General features: G+C 35.3%; 34 protein-coding genes. 1 reads left to right on the forward strand and 33 read right to left on the reverse strand.

Annotation, left to right across the window (positions count from 1 at the left end):
- Positions 1-15 precede the first annotated feature (15 nt).
- A complete protein-coding gene (locus HMPREF9402_RS09560) occupies positions 16-993 on the forward strand; it encodes a helix-turn-helix domain-containing protein (RefSeq protein ID WP_006784467.1) in 978 nt (325 codons plus the stop codon).
- Positions 994-1,146: 153 nt separating this feature from the next.
- On the opposite strand, the gene HMPREF9402_RS09565 is transcribed toward HMPREF9402_RS09560, so the two are convergent.
- The 33 genes from HMPREF9402_RS09565 to rplB form a co-directional block, all read right to left on the reverse strand.
- On the reverse strand, positions 1,147-1,356 hold the full coding sequence (locus HMPREF9402_RS09565) for a heavy-metal-associated domain-containing protein (protein WP_006784466.1): 210 nt from the start codon (positions 1,354-1,356) through the stop codon (positions 1,147-1,149).
- A 59-nt stretch (positions 1,357-1,415) separates the two neighbouring features.
- Complete coding sequence (locus HMPREF9402_RS09570; protein WP_006784465.1) at positions 1,416-2,813, reverse strand: MATE family efflux transporter; 1,398 nt, start codon at positions 2,811-2,813, stop codon at positions 1,416-1,418.
- A gap of 61 nt (positions 2,814-2,874) precedes the next feature.
- The gene (locus tag HMPREF9402_RS09575; RefSeq protein WP_006784464.1) at positions 2,875-3,318 is read right to left on the reverse strand and encodes a MarR family winged helix-turn-helix transcriptional regulator; all 444 of its coding nucleotides are present in this window, start codon (positions 3,316-3,318) and stop codon (positions 2,875-2,877) included.
- Positions 3,319-3,428: 110 nt separating this feature from the next.
- Complete coding sequence (glmS, locus tag HMPREF9402_RS09580) at positions 3,429-5,213, reverse strand: glutamine--fructose-6-phosphate transaminase (isomerizing) (protein WP_009607239.1); 1,785 nt, start codon at positions 5,211-5,213, stop codon at positions 3,429-3,431.
- 357 nt (positions 5,214-5,570) lie between these two features.
- Positions 5,571-6,908 (reverse strand): phosphoglucosamine mutase, encoded by a 1,338-nt coding sequence (gene glmM, locus HMPREF9402_RS09585; RefSeq protein WP_009607240.1) that lies wholly within the window; start codon positions 6,906-6,908, stop codon positions 5,571-5,573.
- Positions 6,909-6,925: 17 nt separating this feature from the next.
- Complete coding sequence (locus HMPREF9402_RS09590; RefSeq protein ID WP_006784460.1) at positions 6,926-8,344, reverse strand: CdaR family protein; 1,419 nt, start codon at positions 8,342-8,344, stop codon at positions 6,926-6,928.
- 26 nt (positions 8,345-8,370) lie between these two features.
- Entirely contained in the window at positions 8,371-9,138 is a 768-nt protein-coding gene (cdaA, locus tag HMPREF9402_RS09595; protein WP_006784459.1) for a diadenylate cyclase CdaA, read from the reverse strand.
- A gap of 237 nt (positions 9,139-9,375) precedes the next feature.
- Positions 9,376-9,738: a 50S ribosomal protein L17 gene (gene rplQ, locus HMPREF9402_RS09600; protein ID WP_006784458.1), complete on the reverse strand. Its 363-nt coding sequence runs from the start codon at positions 9,736-9,738 to the stop codon at positions 9,376-9,378.
- Positions 9,739-9,796: 58 nt separating this feature from the next.
- A complete protein-coding gene (locus HMPREF9402_RS09605) occupies positions 9,797-10,741 on the reverse strand; it encodes a DNA-directed RNA polymerase subunit alpha (protein ID WP_006784457.1) in 945 nt (314 codons plus the stop codon).
- A 58-nt stretch (positions 10,742-10,799) separates the two neighbouring features.
- Entirely contained in the window at positions 10,800-11,189 is a 390-nt protein-coding gene (rpsK, locus tag HMPREF9402_RS09610) for a 30S ribosomal protein S11 (RefSeq protein ID WP_006784456.1), read from the reverse strand.
- A gap of 16 nt (positions 11,190-11,205) precedes the next feature.
- Positions 11,206-11,571 carry a 30S ribosomal protein S13 gene (gene rpsM / locus HMPREF9402_RS09615; protein WP_006784455.1) on the reverse strand — a complete coding sequence of 122 codons (366 nt, stop codon included), beginning with the start codon at positions 11,569-11,571 and terminating at the stop codon, positions 11,206-11,208.
- 19 nt (positions 11,572-11,590) lie between these two features.
- Positions 11,591-11,704 carry a 50S ribosomal protein L36 gene (gene rpmJ / locus HMPREF9402_RS09620; RefSeq protein ID WP_006784454.1) on the reverse strand — a complete coding sequence of 38 codons (114 nt, stop codon included), beginning with the start codon at positions 11,702-11,704 and terminating at the stop codon, positions 11,591-11,593.
- 38 nt (positions 11,705-11,742) lie between these two features.
- Positions 11,743-11,961, reverse strand: coding sequence for a translation initiation factor IF-1 (gene infA / locus HMPREF9402_RS09625; RefSeq protein WP_006784453.1), 219 nt, complete (start codon positions 11,959-11,961; stop codon positions 11,743-11,745).
- Between the two features lie 19 nt (positions 11,962-11,980).
- The gene (map, locus tag HMPREF9402_RS09630; protein WP_006784452.1) at positions 11,981-12,727 is read right to left on the reverse strand and encodes a type I methionyl aminopeptidase; all 747 of its coding nucleotides are present in this window, start codon (positions 12,725-12,727) and stop codon (positions 11,981-11,983) included.
- Positions 12,727-13,377, reverse strand: a complete 651-nt coding sequence (locus HMPREF9402_RS09635) for an adenylate kinase (RefSeq protein WP_006784451.1) — start codon at positions 13,375-13,377, stop codon at positions 12,727-12,729. Before HMPREF9402_RS09635 ends, map begins: the two co-directional genes overlap by 1 nt.
- Before the next feature lie 13 nt (positions 13,378-13,390).
- Positions 13,391-14,671, reverse strand: coding sequence for a preprotein translocase subunit SecY (gene secY / locus HMPREF9402_RS09640; RefSeq protein WP_006784450.1), 1,281 nt, complete (start codon positions 14,669-14,671; stop codon positions 13,391-13,393).
- Positions 14,671-15,111, reverse strand: coding sequence for a 50S ribosomal protein L15 (rplO, locus tag HMPREF9402_RS09645; RefSeq protein ID WP_006784449.1), 441 nt, complete (start codon positions 15,109-15,111; stop codon positions 14,671-14,673). Before rplO ends, secY begins: the two co-directional genes overlap by 1 nt.
- A 19-nt stretch (positions 15,112-15,130) precedes the next feature.
- Positions 15,131-15,313, reverse strand: coding sequence for a 50S ribosomal protein L30 (rpmD, locus tag HMPREF9402_RS09650; RefSeq protein WP_006784448.1), 183 nt, complete (start codon positions 15,311-15,313; stop codon positions 15,131-15,133).
- 13 nt (positions 15,314-15,326) lie between these two features.
- Positions 15,327-15,830 (reverse strand): 30S ribosomal protein S5, encoded by a 504-nt coding sequence (rpsE, locus tag HMPREF9402_RS09655; RefSeq protein WP_006784447.1) that lies wholly within the window; start codon positions 15,828-15,830, stop codon positions 15,327-15,329.
- 19 nt (positions 15,831-15,849) lie between these two features.
- A complete protein-coding gene (gene rplR / locus HMPREF9402_RS09660) occupies positions 15,850-16,212 on the reverse strand; it encodes a 50S ribosomal protein L18 (RefSeq protein WP_006784446.1) in 363 nt (120 codons plus the stop codon).
- A 19-nt stretch (positions 16,213-16,231) separates the two neighbouring features.
- Positions 16,232-16,774 carry a 50S ribosomal protein L6 gene (rplF, locus tag HMPREF9402_RS09665; protein WP_006784445.1) on the reverse strand — a complete coding sequence of 181 codons (543 nt, stop codon included), beginning with the start codon at positions 16,772-16,774 and terminating at the stop codon, positions 16,232-16,234.
- A 25-nt stretch (positions 16,775-16,799) separates the two neighbouring features.
- A complete protein-coding gene (gene rpsH / locus HMPREF9402_RS09670; protein WP_006784444.1) occupies positions 16,800-17,198 on the reverse strand; it encodes a 30S ribosomal protein S8 in 399 nt (132 codons plus the stop codon).
- A gap of 39 nt (positions 17,199-17,237) precedes the next feature.
- On the reverse strand, positions 17,238-17,423 hold the full coding sequence (locus tag HMPREF9402_RS09675; protein WP_006784443.1) for a type Z 30S ribosomal protein S14: 186 nt from the start codon (positions 17,421-17,423) through the stop codon (positions 17,238-17,240).
- A gap of 22 nt (positions 17,424-17,445) precedes the next feature.
- Complete coding sequence (gene rplE, locus HMPREF9402_RS09680; protein WP_006784442.1) at positions 17,446-17,985, reverse strand: 50S ribosomal protein L5; 540 nt, start codon at positions 17,983-17,985, stop codon at positions 17,446-17,448.
- 32 nt (positions 17,986-18,017) lie between these two features.
- Positions 18,018-18,323 carry a 50S ribosomal protein L24 gene (gene rplX / locus HMPREF9402_RS09685; protein WP_006784441.1) on the reverse strand — a complete coding sequence of 102 codons (306 nt, stop codon included), beginning with the start codon at positions 18,321-18,323 and terminating at the stop codon, positions 18,018-18,020.
- Between the two features lie 36 nt (positions 18,324-18,359).
- Positions 18,360-18,728: a 50S ribosomal protein L14 gene (rplN, locus tag HMPREF9402_RS09690; protein ID WP_006784440.1), complete on the reverse strand. Its 369-nt coding sequence runs from the start codon at positions 18,726-18,728 to the stop codon at positions 18,360-18,362.
- 46 nt (positions 18,729-18,774) lie between these two features.
- A complete protein-coding gene (gene rpsQ / locus HMPREF9402_RS09695; RefSeq protein WP_006784439.1) occupies positions 18,775-19,032 on the reverse strand; it encodes a 30S ribosomal protein S17 in 258 nt (85 codons plus the stop codon).
- Positions 19,033-19,055: 23 nt separating this feature from the next.
- The gene (gene rpmC / locus HMPREF9402_RS09700) at positions 19,056-19,250 is read right to left on the reverse strand and encodes a 50S ribosomal protein L29 (RefSeq protein WP_006784438.1); all 195 of its coding nucleotides are present in this window, start codon (positions 19,248-19,250) and stop codon (positions 19,056-19,058) included.
- Positions 19,240-19,671, reverse strand: coding sequence for a 50S ribosomal protein L16 (rplP, locus tag HMPREF9402_RS09705; protein ID WP_006784437.1), 432 nt, complete (start codon positions 19,669-19,671; stop codon positions 19,240-19,242). Before rplP ends, rpmC begins: the two co-directional genes overlap by 11 nt.
- Before the next feature lies 1 nt (position 19,672).
- Entirely contained in the window at positions 19,673-20,332 is a 660-nt protein-coding gene (gene rpsC, locus HMPREF9402_RS09710; RefSeq protein ID WP_006784436.1) for a 30S ribosomal protein S3, read from the reverse strand.
- A gap of 18 nt (positions 20,333-20,350) precedes the next feature.
- Positions 20,351-20,686, reverse strand: a complete 336-nt coding sequence (gene rplV / locus HMPREF9402_RS09715) for a 50S ribosomal protein L22 (protein ID WP_006784435.1) — start codon at positions 20,684-20,686, stop codon at positions 20,351-20,353.
- Positions 20,687-20,707: 21 nt separating this feature from the next.
- On the reverse strand, positions 20,708-20,986 hold the full coding sequence (gene rpsS, locus HMPREF9402_RS09720; RefSeq protein ID WP_006784434.1) for a 30S ribosomal protein S19: 279 nt from the start codon (positions 20,984-20,986) through the stop codon (positions 20,708-20,710).
- A gap of 40 nt (positions 20,987-21,026) precedes the next feature.
- Positions 21,027-21,857: a 50S ribosomal protein L2 gene (gene rplB / locus HMPREF9402_RS09725; RefSeq protein WP_006784433.1), complete on the reverse strand. Its 831-nt coding sequence runs from the start codon at positions 21,855-21,857 to the stop codon at positions 21,027-21,029.
- Positions 21,858-21,881: the final 24 nt, after the last annotated feature.

Below are 21,881 nucleotides of genomic sequence, written 5' to 3' on the forward strand. Positions count from 1 at the left end.
AGAAGTGAGGACAAAATGGAAAAGACAGAATATCCCAATTTGAACGGTTATTATATTAACTTTCAACTTCTTACACAGAAATTAAAAGAAATTGCTCAAGAAAAAGGGATGACACAAAGTGAACTCGCTGCTGGCATTACACCTCGGGATCATTTAAACAAAATCTTAAATGGTAAACGCAATCCTAGTCTTGAGCTTCTCTATCAACTTTGTAATAAATTGCGTGTTGATATTCGTGTCTTAATTGAACAGTGTTATTACATTAACTTTGAGCAAACAAGTGACTATATGCATCAAATGAAGCAATGTACAACAATGGGCAATTACGACCTTTTAGAACAACTTCTTCAAAAATGTGCCAACCTTCCCGATTTTCAATATGGAGTAGGAAAACAAGCCTATACTTATCAACAAGGAGTGGTTCAGCTCAAAAAATATAAAAATGCTGCTAAGGCACTTGAATATTTTAATGAGGCTCTTCGCACTTTTTCTTTAATGGACGAAACAGGGAGTGAAAGACTTCATATCTTTACAATTGAAGAAATCGGGATTAATACTGACAAAGCTACTTGCTTATTCACACTTGGACAACGTCAAGAAGCAATTGAATTATTAACAACATCAGTTGAAAGTCGGTTAGCAAATTATGAAAATGTCGAAACACTCCATATTTTAAGAGCTTATTTCTATTTAGCGCAATTTTACCTACAAGAGAAAAATTATGTTAAATGTATCGAGATAGCAACTAAAGGAATTAATCTATCTAATTGTAAATTCGTCTATATCTATGCTGGAGATTTAAATGCCACTAAAGCTACAGCACTTCATTTTTTAGGAGATGAGGAACATGCCACGTTCCATTTCCGTAGAGCGTATGAATTTTACAACTTACTTGGAAGCTCCCGAATTTCAACTATGCTCGATCGACACCTTGAAATAATTGGTTTTGACAAGAATAAAATTAAATATGATGTAACTCATCCCATCCAATAACTATTACTAAATGAAAAAAACATCTTTAAAAAGAAAGATGTTTTTTTGCTATCCCTGTTTTATAAGATAAGTCATCCCGAATAACCTTATCTTGTGTCTAATTATATCTTATAAAATAAACAAAAAGAAGTGTGCATTTGCACACTTCTTTTACTATAATTGGATATTAAAACCTTGATCTTCTATTTTTTCAATCAAAATAAACTGACTAATAAACTTTTCATCATAATCAATTTGAACTAGCTTAGTCTTCAAATCAATTTTTACTTCTTTAACACCAGTAATTCCTGCCACAGCATCGTGAATAGATTTCACACAATGTTGACAGCTCATATTTTCAACTTTAATCAACAGTTTACTCATCACTAACGCCTCCTTACATCTATCTTAGACTATTTAAGCGTTCAAAATCAATCGAAATATTATGCCTGCATAATTTTCTCTGGATGAGTTACCTCCAATTGCGGTTCTTTAGCTTCTTTTAAGCCACGTACCGAGCGGAAGAAAATGATTCCTGTAATTAAAGATGCTAATCCATCAGCTACTGGCCCTGCTAACCAAACACCCGTTAATCCTAAACCACCGATATGAGGCAAGATAAGTAAACAAGGAATTAATAAAATCACTTGTCTCAATAAACTTAAAAACATCGAAACTTTTGCTTTACCAATTGATAAATAGAAGTTTGAACTAATGATTTGGAATCCGAGCACTGGTAACATGAATAAGAAGATTTTCAATCCACCTGTTGCCATCTCTGATAAACTTGCATCATTACTAAACAAACGAATTAACGCTTCTGGATACGTCTGAATCACAATCCATCCAAACGTCACGATAATTGTTGCAACAATAACTGCGTACGTTACAGCTTGTTTAACACGATGGTATTTTTTTGCACCATAATTAAACCCGATAATTGGCTGTGAACCTTGATTTAGACCGAATAATGGCATCGTAAAGATTAACGAGATACTACTTACAATGGCCATAGCACCAATTGCTAAATCTCCACCATACATTTTTAGTGAGTTATTTGAAATAACTTGGACAATACTTTGTGCGATTTGCATCGCAAATGGACTCATTCCAATCGAGAAAATACTAAGAATAATTACCTTATCTAACTTCATACTTTGACGTGTAATTTTAATATTACTTTTACCTTTAGTGAAATAATATAAAATCCAAATCGATGATGCAATCTGAGATAAAACAGTCGCAATAGCTGCTCCTCGTACACCAAGTCCTAATACGAAAATAAAAATAGGATCTAATAAAATATTAATACCTGCCCCAATTAACATTGATAACATTGCAATTTTTGGATTACCATCACTACGAATCGAGTGATTTAATCCAAAACTCATCATATTAAAGATTGTCCCGATAAAGATAATTTGCATATATTGTGAAGCATAAATCTCTGTATCAGCACTTGCCCCAAACATTGATAAAATCGGGTCCATAAATAAGAGACCGACAACTGTTATTAACAAACTTAAAATTAATATTAAAACGAAAGCATTCCCTAAATGGTGCTGCGCCTCATCTCTTTTATGCTGCCCTAACTTTAATGAAATACGAGCACTTGTTCCAAGGCCAACTAGCATCCCAAACGCCATAATAATCGTCATAATTGGCATCGTAATTCCGACCCCAGTTAAAGCTAGCCCTCCAACCTCAGGAATATTTCCAATATACATCCGGTCAACAATATTATACAAGGTATTAACCATCATCCCAATAATCGCTGGAACAGAGAATTGAATTAGCAACTTAGAAACCTTCTCTTCTCCCAAAACATTTGGTTTATTCATTTTAACTCCTCCTTAAATACAGTGTATCTGCAACTAATTTAAATAAAAAATAACCTTATAGCTATTTTTCATTTCTTAAATCTTCAACAGCAGAAATAGCATTACATAAAATTTTGTCAGAGATAGCTGAAAATTGTTCACATTCCTCATCGGTTAAGCCTTCAACTAACTCATCTGTAATTTCTTCTAAAACCTTAATTATCACTGGCATCAATTCATGTGCCTTCTCAGTTAAATATAATTGATTATATCGTCGATCATTTGAATTACAAACGCGATAAATATAATCATTTTCCTCTAACTTTTTTAAAGCTTTTGCTGTTGTTGCCTTATCAATCATTACTAATTTAGTTAGCTCTTTTTGACTAATTCCTAAATTACGTTCTATATTTATTAAAAAGATGTATTGTCCATATCCTAAATCATAAGGCTTCAATTTATGATTAATTAGAATCTGACGATATCTATAAATAATAGACATTGATTTACCAATTGACTCGTTCATGATCTCACCGCATGTCAAAAATTTTATACCCTACCTATCCTATCACCATTAGGATGTATTTGCAACTATTATAACTCAAAAAAATACTCCCCATTAGGGGAGTATTCATTTTATTCAACTGTTACAGATTTCGCTAAGTTACGTGGTTTATCGATATCAAATCCGCGTTGTAATGCCGCATAATAAGAAATTAATTGTGTTGGCACAACGGTTACTAATGGTGTTAGTAATGGATGTACGTCATCAATCACAATTTGGTCAGTTTCAGAACTTAATGATTTTAATGAGATGACAACTGTATTTGCTCCACGAGCTTTAACTTCTTTCACATTTGAACGTGTATTTAAGTTAACAGACTCTTGAGAGACAATCGCAATAACAGGAGTCCCTTTTTCAATTAAAGCAATCGTTCCGTGTTTTAATTCTCCTGCTGCGAATCCTTCCGTTTGAATATAAGAAATTTCTTTTAATTTTAATGACGCTTCAAGTGCGACATAGTAATCAACATGACGACCAATATAGAAGCAGTTACGAGCTGTTAAGTAATCTTTTGCAATATCAGCGAATTGCTCTTTATCATCTGTAATACTTTCCATGACATTTGCAACAATGGCTAATTCACGTGATAAATCTAAATTATGATTTTCTCCTACACGAGCAGCTAAGATCGCTTGAACGGCTACTTGAGCGGTATATGCTTTTGTTGAAGCAACTGCAATTTCAGGACCTGCATATAATAATAAAGTATGGTCTGCTTCACGAGATAAAGTTGATCCCGGTACATTTGTAATGGTTAATGATTTATATCCTAATTGTTTAATTTTAACTAATACAGCACGGCTATCTGCTGTTTCTCCTGATTGAGAAATAAAGATGAATAAAGGATTTTGACTGATAACTGGCGTATTATAAACAAATTCAGATGAAATATGAACTTCAGTTGGAATCGCCGCTAATTGTTCAAACATTTGCTTTCCTACGAAACCAGCATGCATACTTGTCCCAGCAGCCACAATATATAATCGATCTGCTTCACTGACAGCTTTGACGATTTCTGGATCAATTTTAATTTCTCCATCCTCGAAATATTGTTCAACAATACGTCGAATAACATAGGGTTGCTCATCAATTTCTTTTAACATGTAATGAGGATATGTTCCTTTTTCGATGTCAGATGCATCAAGTTCTGCTGTGAATGGATCACGTTTAATTTTAACTCCTAATAAGTTATAAATGGTAACCTCTTCACGAGTTAATTTAATAAATTCTTCATCTTCAATTTCAACGAATTGATTTGTACACTGTAACATTGCCATTGCATCAGATCCAATCATATTGAATCCTTCACCCAACCCAATTAACATTGGCGACTTGTTTTTAGCAGCATATAATACTTCAGGATTCTGTGCATCGATGACTCCTAAAGCGTAAGATCCGTGTAAAATACTCATCACGTGGCGAATCGCTAACTCAACATCTTCTTTTTCTAAAACAAATTTTTCGATTAAGGCAACAATCACTTCAGTATCAGTATCTGAAATAAAGTTGTAGTTTGGTAAATACTCTTTACGTAATTCTAATTCATTTTCAATCACACCGTTATGCACAACTGTGAAACGACCAGTGCTTGATTGATGAGGATGAGAATTACGTTGATTTGGTGCTCCATGAGTTGCCCAACGTGTATGCCCAATTCCTACTGTTGATAAAACTGTTTCGTCAACGACTGTACGTAAATGTGCAATACGTCCCTTATCTTTAAAAATATGAACTCCTGCCTCGTTCACAACTGCAATTCCTGCTGAATCATATCCACGATACTCTAATTTTTCTAACCCATTTAATAAAATATCTTTAACGTCTTGCCCACCAATATATCCAACGATTCCACACATAAAAATTCACAACTCCTTATTTAATATAATTTAGTTAGAGCTGCTTTCTATTTATCTTTTTCTTCAATTTTGTCGTAAGAGTTACCTCTTAGTTTTGTTTGAAGACTACGACTGAGATATCCAGCCGGAAGGCATCCGCCGAAAAATCGATTAACCTTCACCTCGTCAGCTGCTCCTACCCTAAAACACAGCTCTGGCGCTTAATATGAATAGATCTTCTTTCTACCCTTGCTACCCTCCTTCCCACTATGAAAGCAACATTTCCATTATATCATATGCTAATGATTTTAAAATGCTATTTTATATTTATACCTAAAAAAACATAAAAAGGAGTGATAAATCACTCCTTTTTAACTACTATTTCAATTCTTTTTCTACAATAGCTAAGATACGCTCTACATAGCTTTCACATAACTCTTCTGTTTCAGCTTCAACCATAACACGAACTAATGGTTCCGTTCCTGAAGGACGAACTAAGACGCGGCCTTTACCATTCATTTCTGCCTCTACTTCAGCAATCACAGCTAAAATAGCCTCATTGGTCATCATGGCATTTTTATCTTCAACACGAAGATTTTTTAATAACTGAGGATACTTAGGCATTTCTTTAGCTAAATCAGCAAGTGATTGACCTTTTTCAACGATAATTTTAGCTAATTGAACTGCACTTAACATTCCATCTCCAGTTGTTCCATAATCTAAGAAGATTAAATGTCCTGATTGTTCTCCACCGAAGTTGTAATCATTTTTCAACATTTCCTCTAGAACATAACGATCTCCAACTTTCGTTTGGACACTATGTAATCCATTAGCTTCAACAGCATTATAGAATCCTAAGTTACTCATAACAGTTGAAACGACTGTTCCTTGTTTTAATAATCCTTTTTCATTTAAATAGCGACCAACGATAAACATAATGTAATCACCATCAATAATGTTTCCATTATGATCAACCGCAATTAAACGATCACAGTCTCCATCAAAAGCAAATCCTAAATGTGCTTCATGCTTCACGACTTCTTTTGCTAAGTTTTCCGGATGAGTTGAACCACAATTATGATTAATATTAATTCCATCTGGATTAGATGATACAGTTACAATATCAGCATCTAAATCAGCAAATAATTGAGGTGCTAATGCTGAACTTGCTCCATTCGCACAATCTAATACAATCTTTAATCCCGTTAATTTTTGACCAACAGTTCCTTTAATAAAGTTCACATATTTTTGAGATCCCATTTGGAAATCTTCAACACGTCCGATTTCACCAGCAATTGGACGTGGTAGTTCATCACTTGAATCAATTAAAGCTTCGATTTCTTCTTCTTCTTGGTCACTTAATTTATATCCACTATGGCTAAAAATTTTAATTCCATTATCTTGAACTGGATTATGAGAAGCAGAAATCATAACTCCCGCATCAACATCTAAATTTTTTGTTAAGTAAGCTACTCCTGGAGTGGTAATCACACCAAGCGTTAATACATCAGCACCAGATGACACTAGACCTGCAATTAAGGCACTTTCTAATAATTCACCAGAAATACGAGTATCGCGCCCGATTAAAACCTTAGGACGAGTATTTTTTTCCTTTAAATGATGTCCTAAAATACGTCCTAATTTTAATGCGAATTCTGGAGTTAGCTCAGTATTTGCTACTCCTCGAATTCCATCTGTTCCAAAGTATTTTCCCATATATAATAACCTCACTTTTATTCTGTAATTATGACATTAACCTTAGACTTATTAGACTCAACTAACACACCAGTTGGAGCTTCAATAGTAATTGGCACTTCATATTCACCAACACCATATCCCATAAGATCGATATATATTTTTATATCATCACTTGATATAGAATTCAACTTTGTCGTTGACCCTTTTAACGTAACATCTAACATCGCATCCTCTAAAGTTTTTGCTTTAATACGATAGTTAGCATCTAAGTTTTTAAAGTCTACTGAAACATCTTCTAATACCTTCGTTTGTGTTTCCTCAAACGTCACCTTTACTTTAATTGTGTCGGCATCCATTTTATGAATATTTTCCGGCTTATCTAATTTAACAATCAACTCATTATTCTCATCCAATTGATACAAGTCAACCTGAATTTGTAATTTCTCGAAAGTTTCAAGTTGAGAAGCTTCACCATATAATTTAACCTCGGATGGCGTTAAAGTCAATCCACTAACACTATACCCATCTGGTGCATTCCCAGTTACAATTGCCTCTACTGGTACTACTTTACTCGGACTTGTCACTTGGACAGTTGCTGATAACTTGTCTGGTTTAATTTCTACATCTAGTTTATTACCTAGTTTATCATAAGCAAAAACAGGAGCTTCATAGTCAGCTAATTTTGTTAAATCTGAAACATCAATAATTGCCTTAACACTTGCCACTTGGTCAACTACTGTTTGAGGACCTTTTATTTTTACAGTATCTAGTGCCAATTGAGGTTCACTTAAAACATACATTTCATCAATCTGATCTAAATTAACAAAATCTGCCTGAACTTTTTTATCAGTCTCTGTTAACGCCATAATCGTAACAACGATTGTACTTGGATCAATTTTAACATCTAATTTATCCCCTAATTTACTATAAGCTAAATTAACTTTATGCGTACCAGGAGGTAAATCTGTTAAATCTGCATAAATTTCAAAACTACCTTTTGTTTTAGCAATATCAACCTGACTCTTATCCCCTATTAACGTAACATCAACAGTGTCAGGAAGTCCTTCAATTACCATCCGCTCTTTATCATAATATGAAACAAGTGGATAACTATTAATATCTACTGAATACCTTTCAGTAACACTTGGTGCATATCTAGTACTTGCAGCAACAATAATGGCAACGATTAAAGCTAAAATTTTAGTTAACTTCTCATTTCTTAAAAAACTCTCATAAAAATGATCAAGATTATTAACCTTTAAAATACCTAAAATCAAACTAGGAGTAGTTAAAAATCTCCATATATTCTTGAAGAACGAAGAAATTTTCTGAAAAAACTTTTCAGTATCTTTTACTGTTTCAATTGCAATCTGACGAGCAATTTCATTTGAATCAACGTCAGGTTTCTGATTTTTGTTTGCTTTAGCTGATTTTTTAAAAAATGGGTTTTTCATTGTGACACCGCCCTTACCATTTCATTCTAACTTAGATACTGTTTTAAATCCCTTGAGAATAAATCTACTTGATCATAAACCTTTAGTTCTCCCTTATATGCAATAGAGAATCTTCCTGTTTCTTCTGAAACAACTAAAGTAATACTATCAGAAATTTCACTAATTCCAATAGCTGCTCTATGACGTGTACCAAATGCCTTATTTATATCCTCACGTCTTGTAGACGGTAAATAAGCTCCGGCACAGTATAATTTACCATCGCGAATCATAACAGCTCCATCATGTAATGGTGTAGTAGGTACGAAAATAGTTGTTAAAAGTTCTTGAGATATCTCTCCATCAACAATAGTAGATGGGGTAATAAACTCATCTAATTTGACCCCTCTTTCAATGACTATTAATGCCCCAATGCGACGTTTAGCTAAAAATTCCACTGAATTAGTTAATATACTAACAATGTCCCGATCACCTAAAATATTTTTTTCCCTATTTAAAGTGCTATTACGGCCGATTTGTTCAAGACCACTACGAATCTCAGGTTGGAAAACGATTATAATTGCAAGTAGGCCCCAGTCAATAACATTCCCTATAAGTGAATTTAATGTATAGAGATCAAAAACTTGACTGATGATGTCAATGATATAAATCAAAATGACACCCTTTAAAATTTGAACGGCACGTACATTTGATTTAATTAATCTTAAAACATAATAGATAATTAACCATACAAAATAAACATCTAATCCCACTAATACCAGATTTAAAAAAGTAAAATCTTCTACTGTATTAATCAAACTGTCGGCCTCCTTTTTACAACATTTTTATTATATCATACTTACAAAAAATATAAATCTTTCCTTGTAAATTAAAAGAATAAACTAACACATTTTTCCAACAAAATCGGTTCATTTTTAAAAAAACATCCTAATATTATCATTAAAACAATCATAATCACCGTACAGAATTAGTATGTTTCTTTAAACAAAAAAAAACCTTAAAACATATCAAAGATAGTTTTAAGGTTTTTAAAATTATACTAACTCGATAACTACCATATCAGCTGCATCCCCACGACGAGGTCCAACTTTTAAGATACGAGTGTATCCACCATTACGCTCAGCGTAACGAGGTGCGATATCAGAGAATAATTTTTGAACTGCAGTTGCTCCAGTTTCATCGTTAGCGATTTCTGCACGTACATATGCAGCTGCTTGACGACGAGCATGTAAGTCTCCGCGTTTACCTAAAGTAATTAATTTTTCAACTACTGAACGTAATTCTTTAGCGCGAGCCTCAGTTGTAACGATACGTTCATTGATAATTAAATCAGTTGATAAATCACGTAACATTGCTTTACGTTGATGACTAAGACGTCCTAATTTTCTGTAAGCCACTTAAAATTCCTCCTTCCATTGAAAAAATGGAATATAACATTTATAAAAAATAGATTATCTATTTAGTGCAACCTAAGCTTAATCCTAATTCGTCAAGTTTATCCTTAACTTCTTTTAATGATTTTTTACCTAAGTTACGAACTTTCATCATATCTTCTTCAGAATGACGAGCTAATTCTTCTACTGTATTGATTCCAGCACGACGTAAACAGTTATAAGAGCGAACTGATAAGTCTAACTCTTCAATTGGCATTTCTAATACTTTGTTTTTCTCTTCATCTTCACGTTCAACGATAAATGATGCAAGTTGCCCTGCTTCATTTAAGTTAACTAAAATACTGAAGTGTTCAACTAAGATTTTAGATGCTACAGAGATAGCCTCTTGTGGATTAATACTTCCATTTGTCCAAACTTCTAATGTTAATTTATCGTAAGATGCATCTTGACCAACACGAGTCTTTTCAACATCATAAGATACACGTGTAACTGGTGTGTAGATAGAGTCGATAGCGATCTCTCCTGCGCTTTCAAGTAACTTTTTGTTATCATCAGCACCTACATATCCATTACCACGACGAGCTTTCATAGTCATACGTAAACGACCAGTAGCTGATAATGTAGCAATGTGTAATTCAGGATTGATGATAGTTACTTCTTCGTCACACTCGATATCAGCTGCAGTAACTGCACCTTCACGAGCTACATCAATACGAAGTTCTTTAACTTCTTCTGTATCAATTGATAAGATTAAGTTTTTTAAATTTAAAATGATTTGTGTTACATCTTCTACTACACCATCGATAGCGGTAAATTCATGTTGAACTCCCTCTATAGAGATAGATGTTACTGCAGCTCCAGGAAGTGATGATAGTAATACTCGACGTAAGGAATTCCCTAACGTAGTACCATATCCACGTTTAAGAGGCTCAATAACAAATTTCCCATAGAATTCATCTTTGATGTATTCTTCAACTTCAATTCTTGGTTTTTCGATTTCTAACATCGATTTCCCTCCTCAGGATCGCTTAATAGTAGGGTACTACTTTCAAATTTCTTCCTGATTAACCACGTGGGTGTTTTGGTGGACGACAACCATTGTGAGGTACTGGAGTAACGTCTTTGATAGCTGTTACATCTAATCCTGCTGCTTGTAAAGCACGGATAGCAGCTTCACGACCAGGACCAGGTCCTTTAACAGTAACGTCTACACTCTTCATACCATGATCCATTGCAGCTTTAGCAGCAGCTTCTGATGCCATTTGAGCAGCAAATGGAGTTGATTTACGAGAACCTTTGAATCCTAATGCACCTGCACTTGACCATGAGATTGCATTTCCATGAGGATCAGTAATCGTAACAATTGTATTATTGAAAGTCGAGTGGATATGTGCTACACCTGTAGCAATATTCTTTTTAACACGACGTTTACGAGTAACTTGTTTACGTGCCATGTGATGACCCTCCTAACTATTTTTTCTTATTAGCAACTGTTTTACGTGGACCTTTACGAGTACGCGCATTATTTTTAGTGTTTTGTCCGCGTACTGGTAAGCTACGACGGTGGCGAACACCACGGAATGACGCAATTTCCATTAAACGTTTGATGTTTAATGAGATTTCACGACGTAAGTCACCTTCTACTTTTAATTTATCTACTTCAGTACGAATACGGTTTAACTCATCTTCAGTTAAATCGCGTACACGTGTATCTTCAGATACACCAGCTGCAGCTAAAATTTGTTGAGCTGTTGGTTTACCGATTCCGTAGATGTATGTTAATGAAATTACAACGCGTTTATCGCGAGGAATATCGATACCAGCAATACGTGCCATACATTGCACCTCCTAAAGCTTATCCTTGTTTTTGTTTATGTTTTGGATTTTCACAAATTACCATTACTTTACCTTTACGGCGAATAACTTTACATTTATCGCAGATAGGTTTTACAGATGGTCTTACTTTCATGAATTAAAACCTCCTCATTTTTGATTATATCGGAGTCTCTATTTATGACGATATGTAATGCGCCCACGTGTTAAATCATAAGGAGATAATTCTACTGTTACTTTATCACCTGGTAAAATACGAATGAAGTTCATACGGATTTTACCAGAAACGTGAGCTATTAATTGATGACCATTTTCTAATTCTACTTTAAACATAGCATTTGGCAAATTATCGATAACGGTAGCTTCTACTTCAATAACGTCTTGCTTAGCCATTGATTATGCCTCCTTATCTTTATAACTTAGTTAATATTTCATATCCATCGTCAGTGATGACAACAGTATGTTCAAAATGAGCACAGATACTCTTATCTCTTGTTACTACAGTCCAATTATCAGCAAGAGTACGAACGTATCTCTCACCAAAATTAACCATAGGTTCAATAGCTAAAGTCATACCTGTTTTCAATCTTGGTCCTCGTCCTGGAGGTCCGTAATGTGGAATAGAAGGATCTTCATGGAGATCTTGACCGACACCATGACCCGCATACTCACGAACAATTGAATAATTATGAGATTCTACATACGTTTGAATCGCATGAGAAATATCAGATAAACGATTATTCGCTTTTGCAAATTCTAAACCGATAAATAATGATTCTTTTGTAACATCAAGTAAATGTTGAGCTTCATCTGAGATTTTACCAACTGGATAAGTCCAAGCTGAATCTCCGTGGTATCCATTATATTTTGCACCAATGTCAATTGAGATAATATCTCCTTCTTTTAGTACACGATTTCCTGGTATACCATGTACAAGCTCATCATTAACTGATGCACAAATACTTGCAGGGAATCCATGATAACCTTTAAAAGAAGGTATAGCGCCTTGACTGCGAATAACATCCTCAACAATTTTATCTAAATGTTTTGTTGTTACGCCAGGTTTAATGTGTTTTTGGACCTCATGATGAGCCAAAGCAACAATACGCCCAGCTTCTCGCATAATTTCAATTTCGCGTGGAGTCTTACAAATAATCATTAATTATTGCCTCCGAGTACGTTTTGAATCTCTTCAAATACAAGATCAATTGATTGCTGACCATTAATATTAACAAGATTTCCTGCTAAAGAGTAATAATCTAATAATGGTTTAGTTTGATTAACGTAAACATCTAAGCGATTACCAACCGTTTCTTCATTATCATCTTTACGTTGATATAATTCGCCACCACATTTGTCGCAAACACCCTCAACTGCAGATGGATTGAAGATTTTATGATAAGTTGCTCCACAAGAACGACAAATACGACGTCCTGTTAAGCGCTCTTTAAGAATATTTAAATCAACATCAATATTAATTACATAATCAATCTTTGAATCAAGCGAAGTCAGTATTTCATCTAAGGCTTTTGCCTGATCTACTGTTCGTGGAAAACCATCTAACAGGAATCCCGACTTGCAATCTGATTCAGACAAGCGATCCTTTACTATACCAATTGTAACATGGTCAGGTACAAGTGCACCTTGATCCATGTAACGTTTAGCTTCCATACCTAATTCAGTTTGGTCTTTTATCGCTTTCCTAAACATATCACCAGTTGAGATATGTGGAATTTGATAAGTTTCAATAATTTTTTCTGCTTGAGTACCTTTACCAGCACCTGGAGGCCCCATAAATACGATTTTCATCATATCACCTCGATTATTTGATGAATCCTCTATATTTTTGATCCATTGTTTTTGTTTGGATTTGCTTAGCAGTTTCAATTGCAACTCCTACAACAATCAGTAAGCTAGTACCACCAATTTCTACACTACTAGGTAAATCAGTGATTGCGCCAAATAAGATTGGTAGACCCGCAATAACAACTAGATAAATAGCTCCAATAAAAGTGATACGTGATAATACTTTAGATAGATATTCTTCAGTATCCGCACCCGGACGAACGCCTGGAATATAAGATCCTTGTTTTTTAAGGTTTTCAGCCACTTTTTCAGGACTTACTTGTACGAAAGCGTAGAAGTAAGTGAAAGCAACGATTAATACAACATATAAAATAAATCCAATTGGTTGTGTGTAGTCAAAAATTGTTGTAATCCATTTCGTAACTCCTGATTCAGGAAGAAACGATACTACAGTTAACGGTAAACTCACTAATGAAACCGAGAAGATTACTGGAATTACACCTGCTGAATTTAACTTCAATGGGATAAATGAATCTTTTCGTCCTGATAACTGTGCTGAATTATGTCTATTTGCATATTGAATTGGTAATTTTCTAGTTGCGCTTTGTAAATATATAACAGCAATAATTGTTAAAAGCAATAGTGCAAGCACTGAAATAAATGCTAATACATTTGAAAGTGTTATATTTACCAAGTATTTCGTGTATAAATCGTTTAGCATATATGGAACACGAGATAAAATACCTGCCACGATAATCATTGATGTACCATTACCAATTCCCTTGCTAGTTATTTGATCAGCAAGGAAAATCATAACAGCAGTACCTGCTGTCATCGTTAGAGCGATATATAGATAAGTTAAAATAGAATGACTTTCTAATAAAACTCCTCCATACATTAAGTCGAAACCAATTGCCATTGTAATAGCTTGTACAAAGGCAAGTACTAACGTGACATAGCGTGTTAATTGATTTAACTTACGCTTACCAGTTTCACCTTCTTTTGCCCATTCAGACAAAATAGGGATAACATCCATTTGAAGCAACTGAATAATAATTGATGCAGTAATATAAGGAGAGATAGACATTGCAAACAATGAAAATCGTTTTAATGCCCCTCCACTTAATGTATCAATAAACCCAAGCATAGGAGTTTGAGCAGAGGCTTCTAACACAGAAGTGTTGATGGTTGGCACAGGAATATAAGATCCTAAACGATAAACGATAAAAATCATTAACGTAAATAGAATCCTTTTTCGTAAATCAGCGTTCTTCCATATTTTACTGAAAGTAGCCATTATACCACCTCGATTGATCCACCTAGAGCTCCAATACGTTCTTCTGCTGTTTTTGAGAATTTAGCTGCTTTAACAGTTAATTTCTTCTCTAATTGTCCTTGTCCTAAAACTTTAACCCCAGAATGTAATTTTTTGATTACTCCAGTTTCTAATAAAAGTTCTGCAGTAACAATTGTTCCGTCTTCGAATTTATTTAATTGATCTAAATTAACGATAGCGTACTCTTTACGGTTAATGTTTGTAAATCCACGTTTTGGTAAACGACGGAATAAAGGAGTTTGACCACCTTCGAATCCGATACGAACTCCACCACCTGAACGAGCGTTTTGTCCTTTGTGTCCTTTACCTGCAGTTTTACCTTGACCAGAACCGTGACCACGACCGATACGTTTTCTATCTTTACGAGACCCTTCAGTATAAGTTAACTCATGTAATTTCACCGAAAGTCACCTCCTTTGATTATTTCTCTTCTACAGTCACTAAATGAGATACTTTATTAATCATACCGCGAACAGCTACATTGTCAGCTTTAACAACTGTTTGATTCATTTTACGTAAACCAAGAGCTTGAACTGTTGCACGTTGAGATTCATTTTGACCGATTACACTACGTGTTAAAGTAATGTGTAATTCTTTAGCCATTGGAGTTCCCTCCTTATCCTAAGATTTCTTCAACAGTTTTACCGCGTAATTCAGCTACACGTTCAACTGTTTTTAAATTTTCTAAACCGTTGATTGTTGCACGCACCATGTTGATTGGTGTGTTAGATCCTAAAGATTTTGATAGGATATCTTGTACTCCAGCTAACTCTAATACGTTACGTACAGGTCCACCAGCGATAACTCCAGTACCGGCAGAAGCAGGTTTTAATAATACGCTACCTGAACCGAATTCACCAGTGATTTGGTGAGGAATTGTAGTTCCAACGATAGGTACATAGATTAAGTTCTTTTTAGCACTTTCAACTGCTTTTTTAATTGCTTCTGGTACTTCTTGAGCTTTACCAGTACCGAAACCTACGTGACCATTTTTGTCACCGACAACAACTAGAGCAGCAAAACGGAAACGACGTCCACCTTTAACTACTTTTGTTACACGATTAATAGTAACAACACGTTCTTCAAGTGTTAAGTTACTAGGGTCAATGATTTGACGCATCTTTGTCCCTCCTTCTAAATTAGAATTGTAATCCATTTTCACGAGCTGCTTCAGCTAATGCTGCAACACGTCCGTGATAGATATATCCTCCACGGTCGAAAACAACTGCTGTGATATTTTTTTCTGAAGCGCGTTTTGCAACTGCTGCTCCAACTGCTTTAGCTGCTTCAACATTTCCTGTAGAAGCGATATTTAAATCTTTATCTAAAGTTGATGCACTAACTAATGTAGTACCAGTTACATCGTCAATGATTTGCGCATAAATGTGTTTGCTAGAGCGGAAAACATTTAAGCGTGGGCGCTCTGCAGTTCCTGTAACTTTAGCACGTACACGATAATGTCTTTGTTTACGTAACTCATTACGTGATACTTTCTTAATCATTCAGGCCACCCCTTTCGAATTATTTTTTAGCTTTTTTACCTTCTTTACGGCGTACTTGTTCACCTTTATAACGGATACCTTTTCCTTTATAAGGTTCTGGAGCACGTACCGCACGGATATTAGCTGCGAATTCTCCAACTACTTGTTTATCGATACCTTTAACAACTACAGTTGTATTGTTAGGTACTTCAACAGTCACACCTGCTGGTGCTTCCATTTCTACTGGGTGAGAATATCCAGCACTTAATACAAGTTTTTCTCCTTGTTTTTGAGCACGGTATCCAACCCCGATAATTTCTAATTCACGAGTGAATCCTTCTGAAACACCAACAACCATGTTATTTAATAAAGCACGAGTTGTTCCGTGTAACATTTTATTAGTTTTTTGATCGTCAGGACGAACTACAGTTACTTCGTTCCCTTCAACATTAAATTGCATGTTTGAGTTAAATGTACGTGTAAGTTCCCCTTTAGGTCCTTTTACAGTAACTAAGTTATTTTCAGCAACAATTACTTCAACACCAGAAGGTAATGCTACTGGTTTATTACCAATACGAGACATTAATGTACACCTCCTGTCTTTGTTATTACCAAACGTATGCTAATACTTCTCCACCAACTTGTTGTTGACGAGCTTCTTTATCAGTCATGATTCCTTTAGAAGTAGAAAGGATAGCGATACCTAATCCATTTAATACTTTAGGAACCTCTGTATTTTTAACGTATACACGTAAACCTGGTTTAGAGATACGTTTTAATCCTGTGATAACACGTTCGTTGTTTTTACCGTATTTTAAAGCAACACGTAAAACACCTTGTTTATTATCTTCAATATATTCTACATCGCGAACGAAACCTTCACGCTTTAATAATTCTAATACTTCACGTTTCATTTTTGAAGCTGGCATCTCAACCACTTCATGACGCATTTGGTTTGCGTTACGAATACGTGTTAACATATCTGCAATTGGATCTGTCATTACCATTTATTTTTCCTCCTTCCCGTTTATAGAGAATTAAGTTTATTACCAGCTTGCTTTTTTAACACCTGGAATTTGTCCTTTATATGCTAATTCACGGAAGCAAATACGGCATAATTTGAATTTGCGTAAGACAGAGTGTGGACGACCACAACGCTCGCAACGTGTATATTCACGTACTTCGAATTTTTGTTTACGCTGTTGTTTGATAATCATAGATTTTTTAGCCATGATTGACGCCTCCTTTCATCAATTATTTTTGAAATGGCATCCCTAATTGAGTTAACAACTCACGAGCTTCTTCATCTGTGTTAGCAGTTGTAACTACAACGATATCCATTCCGCGAACTTTACTTACTTTATCAAAATCGATTTCAGGGAAAATTAATTGTTCTTTAACACCTAATGTATAGTTTCCACGTCCATCAAACGATTTTTTAGAAACACCGCGGAAGTCACGTACACGAGGTAACGAGATTGATACTAATTTATCTAAGAAATCATACATACGCTCACCACGTAATGTAACTTTACATCCGATTGGCATTCCTTCACGTAGACGGAATCCAGCGATTGATTTTTTAGCACGTGTAACAACTGGTTTTTGACCAGTGATTAACGCTAATTCAGCAACAGCCTCATCTAATACTTTAGAGTTGCTTACAGCTTCTCCGATACCCATGTTGATTACGATTTTATCAATATTAGGAATTTCCATTACTGATTTATAACCGAATTTTTCAACCATTGAGTTTTTAATTTCATTTTCATATTTTTGACGTAAACGATTCATGTAGGTTTACCTCCCTTCGTTGTTAAACTTTATTATAAAACTTCACCAGATTTTTTAGCGAAGCGTACTTTTTTACCGTCAACGAATTTAAATCCTACGCGTGTTGGTTTTCCACTCTTTGGATCTACGATCATTACGTTAGATGCATGGATTGGTGCTTCAAATTCAACAATACCACCATCTGGGTTCATTTGAGAAGGACGTACGTGTTTCTTAACAACATTCACACCTTCAACAGTTACTTTGTTAGTTGATGGTTGAGCTGAAAGAACAACACCTTCTTTACCTTTATCTTTACCTGAAATAACTACTACTTTATCTCCAGTTTTAATATGCATAATGTGCACCTCCTAATCTTACGGATTAAGTGTTAATTAAAGAACTTCTGGAGCTAATGAAACAATACGCATAAATTCTTTATCGCGTAATTCACGAGCTACTGGTCCGAAGATACGAGTACCACGTGGAGATTTATCGTCTTTAATAATAACTGCTGCATTTTCATCAAATTTAATATATGATCCATCAGCACGACGAGCTCCAGTTTTCGTACGGACGATTACTGCTTTAACTACATCACCTTTTTTTACAACTCCACCTGGCGCTGCTGACTTAACTGTAGCAACAATAACATCACCGATGTTACCAGTTTTTTTGTGAGAACCACCTAAAATTTTAATTGCTAATAATTCCTTTGCACCAGAGTTATCAGCAACTCTTAAACGTGTTTCTTGTTGAATCATGATTGGACCTCCTTTCAAGACTCCAGTAAACTAAATATAAATAAAATTAAATAATAACTGCTTTTTCAACAATTTCAACTAAACGGAATTTTTTAGTTTTTGACATAGGACGACATTCTTCGATGCGAACTAAATCTCCAACTTGTGCTTCATTTAATTCGTCATGAGCTGCATATTTTTTTGAATATTTAACTCGTTTACCGTATAGAGGATGTACTTTGTAAGATTCGATAAGTACTGTAATTGTTTTATCTGTTTTATCTGAAACTACACGTCCAGAAAAAGTTTTTTTAGTACGTTCCATAATTGAACCTCCTCTCAAGCTCATTATTTGTTATTTTCGCGTTCGCTAATGATCGTTTTCATACGTGCAATACCTTTACGTACTTCACGAATACGACCAGTGTTTTCTAATTGTCCTGTAGCTAATTGGAAACGAAGGTTGAATAACTCATCTTTTAATTCGTTAATTTTAGCTTCGATTTCTGTAGTGGTTAAATTACGGATTTCCTTAGCATTCATTACTATCACCACCGTCTACACGTTTTACGAATTTAGTTTGAACTGGTAATTTATGAGAAGCTAAACGTAATGCTTCGCGAGCGATCTCTTCAGATACTCCACCAATTTCAAACATAACTTTCCCTGGTTTAACTACTGCTACCCATCCGTCTGGTGCCCCTTTACCTGATCCCATGCGGACTTCTAATGGTTTAGCAGTTTTAGCTTGATGAGGGAAGATTTTAATCCATACACGACCATTACGTTTCATGTAACGAGTCATGGCAATACGAGCTGCCTCGATTTGGCGGTTAGTTACCCAAGCACCAGTTGTAGCTTGAATTCCGTACTCACCGAATACTACTGTTGTTCCACCTTTTGCTTGTCCTTCATATGACAAACGGTGAGGGCGACGATATTTCGTACGTTTAGGTACTAACATATTATTTACCCTCCTTTACTTGACGGTTTTTAGTAGGTAATACTTCTCCTTTATAGATCCATACTTTAACACCTAATTTACCGTATGTTGTATCTGCTTCAGCTGTAGCGTAATCGATATCAGCACGTAATGTATGTAAAGGAACATTTCCTTCACTATATCCTTCAGCACGAGCCATATCTGCTCCACCTAAACGTCCTGAAACTTGAGTTTTAATTCCTTTTGCACCAAATTTAATAGCGCGTTGGATTGCAACTTTTTGTACACGACGGAAAGAAGCACGATTTTCTAATTGTTCTGCGATAGAGTTTGCAACTAATTGAGCATCAACTTCAGGGCGTTTGATTTCAACGATACGGATGAAAACACGTTTACCTGTCATTTTTTCTAATTGAGCAACTGCTGCATCTTTTTCTGATCCACCACGACCGATTACCATACCTGGTTTAGCCGTATGAACGATAATATTAACACGGTTTTTAGCACGTTCAATTTCAACGCGTGATACCGAAGCTTTTTTGAATTTGTTATTAATGAAATCACGGATTTTTAAATCCTCGTGTAATAAAGTAGCAAAGTCTTTATCATTTGCATACCAACGAGCATCCCAGTCACGGATTACACCAACACGTAAACCAATTGGACTAACTTTTTGACCCACTTCGTATCCCTCCTTTAATTATTTTCTTTCAGCAACCACGATAGTGATATGTGATGTTCTTTTATTGATTTGTGATGCACGACCTTGTGCACGTGGACGGAATCGTTTTAATGTTGTTCCTTCATTCACATATGCTTCTTTAACATATAATGAATTAATATCTAAGTTTAAATTGTGTTCAGCATTCGCGATAGCTGATTTTAAAACTTTTTCCACAATCGGAGATGCCGCTTTTGGAGTGTGTTTTAAAATTGCATATGCTTCGCCAACTTGTTTTCCTCGAATTAAATCAATCACTAAGCGTGCTTTACGAGGAGCGATGCGAACTGTTCTAGCCATAGCTTTAGCTTCCATAGCCATGTCCTCCTCTCAATATTAACGTCTAGTTTTTTTATCTTCTTTAATGTGTCCTTTATATGTACGAGTTGGTGCGAATTCACCTAATTTGTGTCCTACCATATCTTCTGTTACATATACAGGAACATGTTTACGTCCATCATAAACAGCGATTGTATGTCCTACAAACTGTGGGAAAATTGTTGAACGACGTGACCATGTTTGAATGATTTTTTTGTCTCCGTTTGCATTAGCAGCTTCGACTTTTTTCATTAAATGATCGTCACAGAAAGGTCCCTTTTTTAAACTACGTCCCATTCTAAATTTCCTCCTTTCGAACATTTAGCATTTTTTTATATTATTTGTTGCGTCCGCGAACAATTAATTTACTTGATGCTTTTTTCTTATTACGAGTTTTTAAACCAAGAGCTGGTTTACCCCAAGGTGTAACTGGAGATTTACGTCCGATTGGAGTACGTCCTTCCCCACCACCATGTGGATGGTCATTAGGGTTCATTACAGATCCGCGAACAGTTGGACGTTTACCTAACCAACGTGTACGACCTGCTTTACCGATGTTAACTAATTCGTGGTCAGCATTTCCTACTTCACCGATAGTTGCACGGCAAGTTCCTAATACTTTACGAACTTCACCAGAAGCTAAACGAACTAATACGTAACGCTCTTCACGCCCTAAAATTTGGGCAGAAGTCCCTGCTGAACGTACTAATTGTCCACCTTTACCAGGTTTTAATTCGATATTATGAATTAATGTACCAACTGGGATACTCATGATTGGTAAAGCATTACCAACTTTGATATCTGCATTAGCACCAGATTCAATTTGCATTCCAACTTTTAATCCTTTTGGAGCGATAATGTATCGTTTTTCCCCATCAGCATAGTTGATTAATGCGATATTTGCTGAACGGTTTGGATCGTATTCGATTGTAGCAACACGTCCTGGAATACCGTCTTTTGTACGTTTAAAGTCGATGATACGGTATTTACGTTTGTGTCCACCACCGTGATGACGCACTGTAATTTGACCGTGATTATTACGCCCTGCTTTTTTGCTTAAAGGAGCTAATAATGATTTCTCTGGTTGATTAGTCGTAATTTCGTCAAATGATAAAACTGACATGTTACGACGACCATTAGTGGTTGGTTTATACTTTTTAACAGGCATCTTGTTCCCTCCTTTTGCTAATTA

Source organism: Turicibacter sp. HGF1, from assembly GCF_000191865.1.
In the GTDB taxonomy this organism is placed as follows: Bacteria; Bacillota_I; Bacilli_A; order MOL361; family Turicibacteraceae; genus Turicibacter; species Turicibacter sanguinis.

Bases quoted from the DNA above. Each gene is read 5' to 3' on its own strand.
- HMPREF9402_RS09560 (WP_006784467.1), top strand. From the start codon at position 16: ATGGAAAAGACAGAATATCCCAATTTGAACGGTTATTATATTAACTTT.
- HMPREF9402_RS09565 (WP_006784466.1), bottom strand. From the start codon at position 1,356: ATGAGTAAACTGTTGATTAAAGTTGAAAATATGAGCTGTCAACATTGT.
- HMPREF9402_RS09570 (WP_006784465.1), bottom strand. From the start codon at position 2,813: ATGAATAAACCAAATGTTTTGGGAGAAGAGAAGGTTTCTAAGTTGCTA.
- HMPREF9402_RS09575 (WP_006784464.1), bottom strand. From the start codon at position 3,318: ATGAACGAGTCAATTGGTAAATCAATGTCTATTATTTATAGATATCGT.
- glmS (WP_009607239.1), bottom strand. From the start codon at position 5,213: ATGTGTGGAATCGTTGGATATATTGGTGGGCAAGACGTTAAAGATATT.
- glmM (WP_009607240.1), bottom strand. From the start codon at position 6,908: ATGGGAAAATACTTTGGAACAGATGGAATTCGAGGAGTAGCAAATACT.
- HMPREF9402_RS09590 (WP_006784460.1), bottom strand. From the start codon at position 8,344: ATGAAAAACCCATTTTTTAAAAAATCAGCTAAAGCAAACAAAAATCAG.
- HMPREF9402_RS09605 (WP_006784457.1), bottom strand. From the start codon at position 10,741: ATGTTAGAAATCGAAAAACCAAGAATTGAAGTTGAAGAATACATCAAA.
- rpsK (WP_006784456.1), bottom strand. From the start codon at position 11,189: ATGGCACGTAAACAAGTTACTCGTAAACGTCGTGTTAAAAAGAATATT.
- rpsM (WP_006784455.1), bottom strand. From the start codon at position 11,571: ATGGCACGTATTGCTGGTATCGATATTCCTCGCGATAAACGCGTTGTA.
- rpmJ (WP_006784454.1), bottom strand. From the start codon at position 11,704: ATGAAAGTAAGACCATCTGTAAAACCTATCTGCGATAAATGTAAAGTT.
- infA (WP_006784453.1), bottom strand. From the start codon at position 11,961: ATGGCTAAGCAAGACGTTATTGAAGTAGAAGCTACCGTTATCGATAAT.
- map (WP_006784452.1), bottom strand. From the start codon at position 12,727: ATGATTATTTGTAAGACTCCACGCGAAATTGAAATTATGCGAGAAGCT.
- HMPREF9402_RS09635 (WP_006784451.1), bottom strand. From the start codon at position 13,377: ATGAAAATCGTATTTATGGGGCCTCCAGGTGCTGGTAAAGGTACTCAA.
- secY (WP_006784450.1), bottom strand. From the start codon at position 14,671: ATGGCTACTTTCAGTAAAATATGGAAGAACGCTGATTTACGAAAAAGG.
- rpmD (WP_006784448.1), bottom strand. From the start codon at position 15,313: ATGGCTAAAGAATTACACATTACTTTAACACGTAGTGTAATCGGTCAA.
- rpsE (WP_006784447.1), bottom strand. From the start codon at position 15,830: ATGCGTCAAATCATTGACCCTAGTAACTTAACACTTGAAGAACGTGTT.
- rplR (WP_006784446.1), bottom strand. From the start codon at position 16,212: ATGATTAAGAAAGTATCACGTAATGAGTTACGTAAACAAAGACATTAT.
- rplF (WP_006784445.1), bottom strand. From the start codon at position 16,774: ATGTCTCGTATTGGTAATAAACCAGTAGCATTACCTTCTGGTGTTGAA.
- rpsH (WP_006784444.1), bottom strand. From the start codon at position 17,198: ATGGTAATGACAGATCCAATTGCAGATATGTTAACACGTATTCGTAAC.
- HMPREF9402_RS09675 (WP_006784443.1), bottom strand. From the start codon at position 17,423: ATGGCTAAAAAATCTATGATTATCAAACAACAGCGTAAACAAAAATTC.
- rplE (WP_006784442.1), bottom strand. From the start codon at position 17,985: ATGAATCGTTTACGTCAAAAATATGAAAATGAAATTAAAAACTCAATG.
- rplX (WP_006784441.1), bottom strand. From the start codon at position 18,323: ATGCATATTAAAACTGGAGATAAAGTAGTAGTTATTTCAGGTAAAGAT.
- rplN (WP_006784440.1), bottom strand. From the start codon at position 18,728: ATGATTCAACAAGAAACACGTTTAAGAGTTGCTGATAACTCTGGTGCA.
- rpsQ (WP_006784439.1), bottom strand. From the start codon at position 19,032: ATGGAACGTACTAAAAAAACTTTTTCTGGACGTGTAGTTTCAGATAAA.
- rpmC (WP_006784438.1), bottom strand. From the start codon at position 19,250: ATGAATGCTAAGGAAATCCGTAATTTAACCACTACAGAAATCGAAGCT.
- rplP (WP_006784437.1), bottom strand. From the start codon at position 19,671: ATGTTAGTACCTAAACGTACGAAATATCGTCGCCCTCACCGTTTGTCA.
- rplV (WP_006784435.1), bottom strand. From the start codon at position 20,686: ATGGAAGCTAAAGCTATGGCTAGAACAGTTCGCATCGCTCCTCGTAAA.
- rpsS (WP_006784434.1), bottom strand. From the start codon at position 20,986: ATGGGACGTAGTTTAAAAAAGGGACCTTTCTGTGACGATCATTTAATG.
- rplB (WP_006784433.1), bottom strand. From the start codon at position 21,857: ATGCCTGTTAAAAAGTATAAACCAACCACTAATGGTCGTCGTAACATG.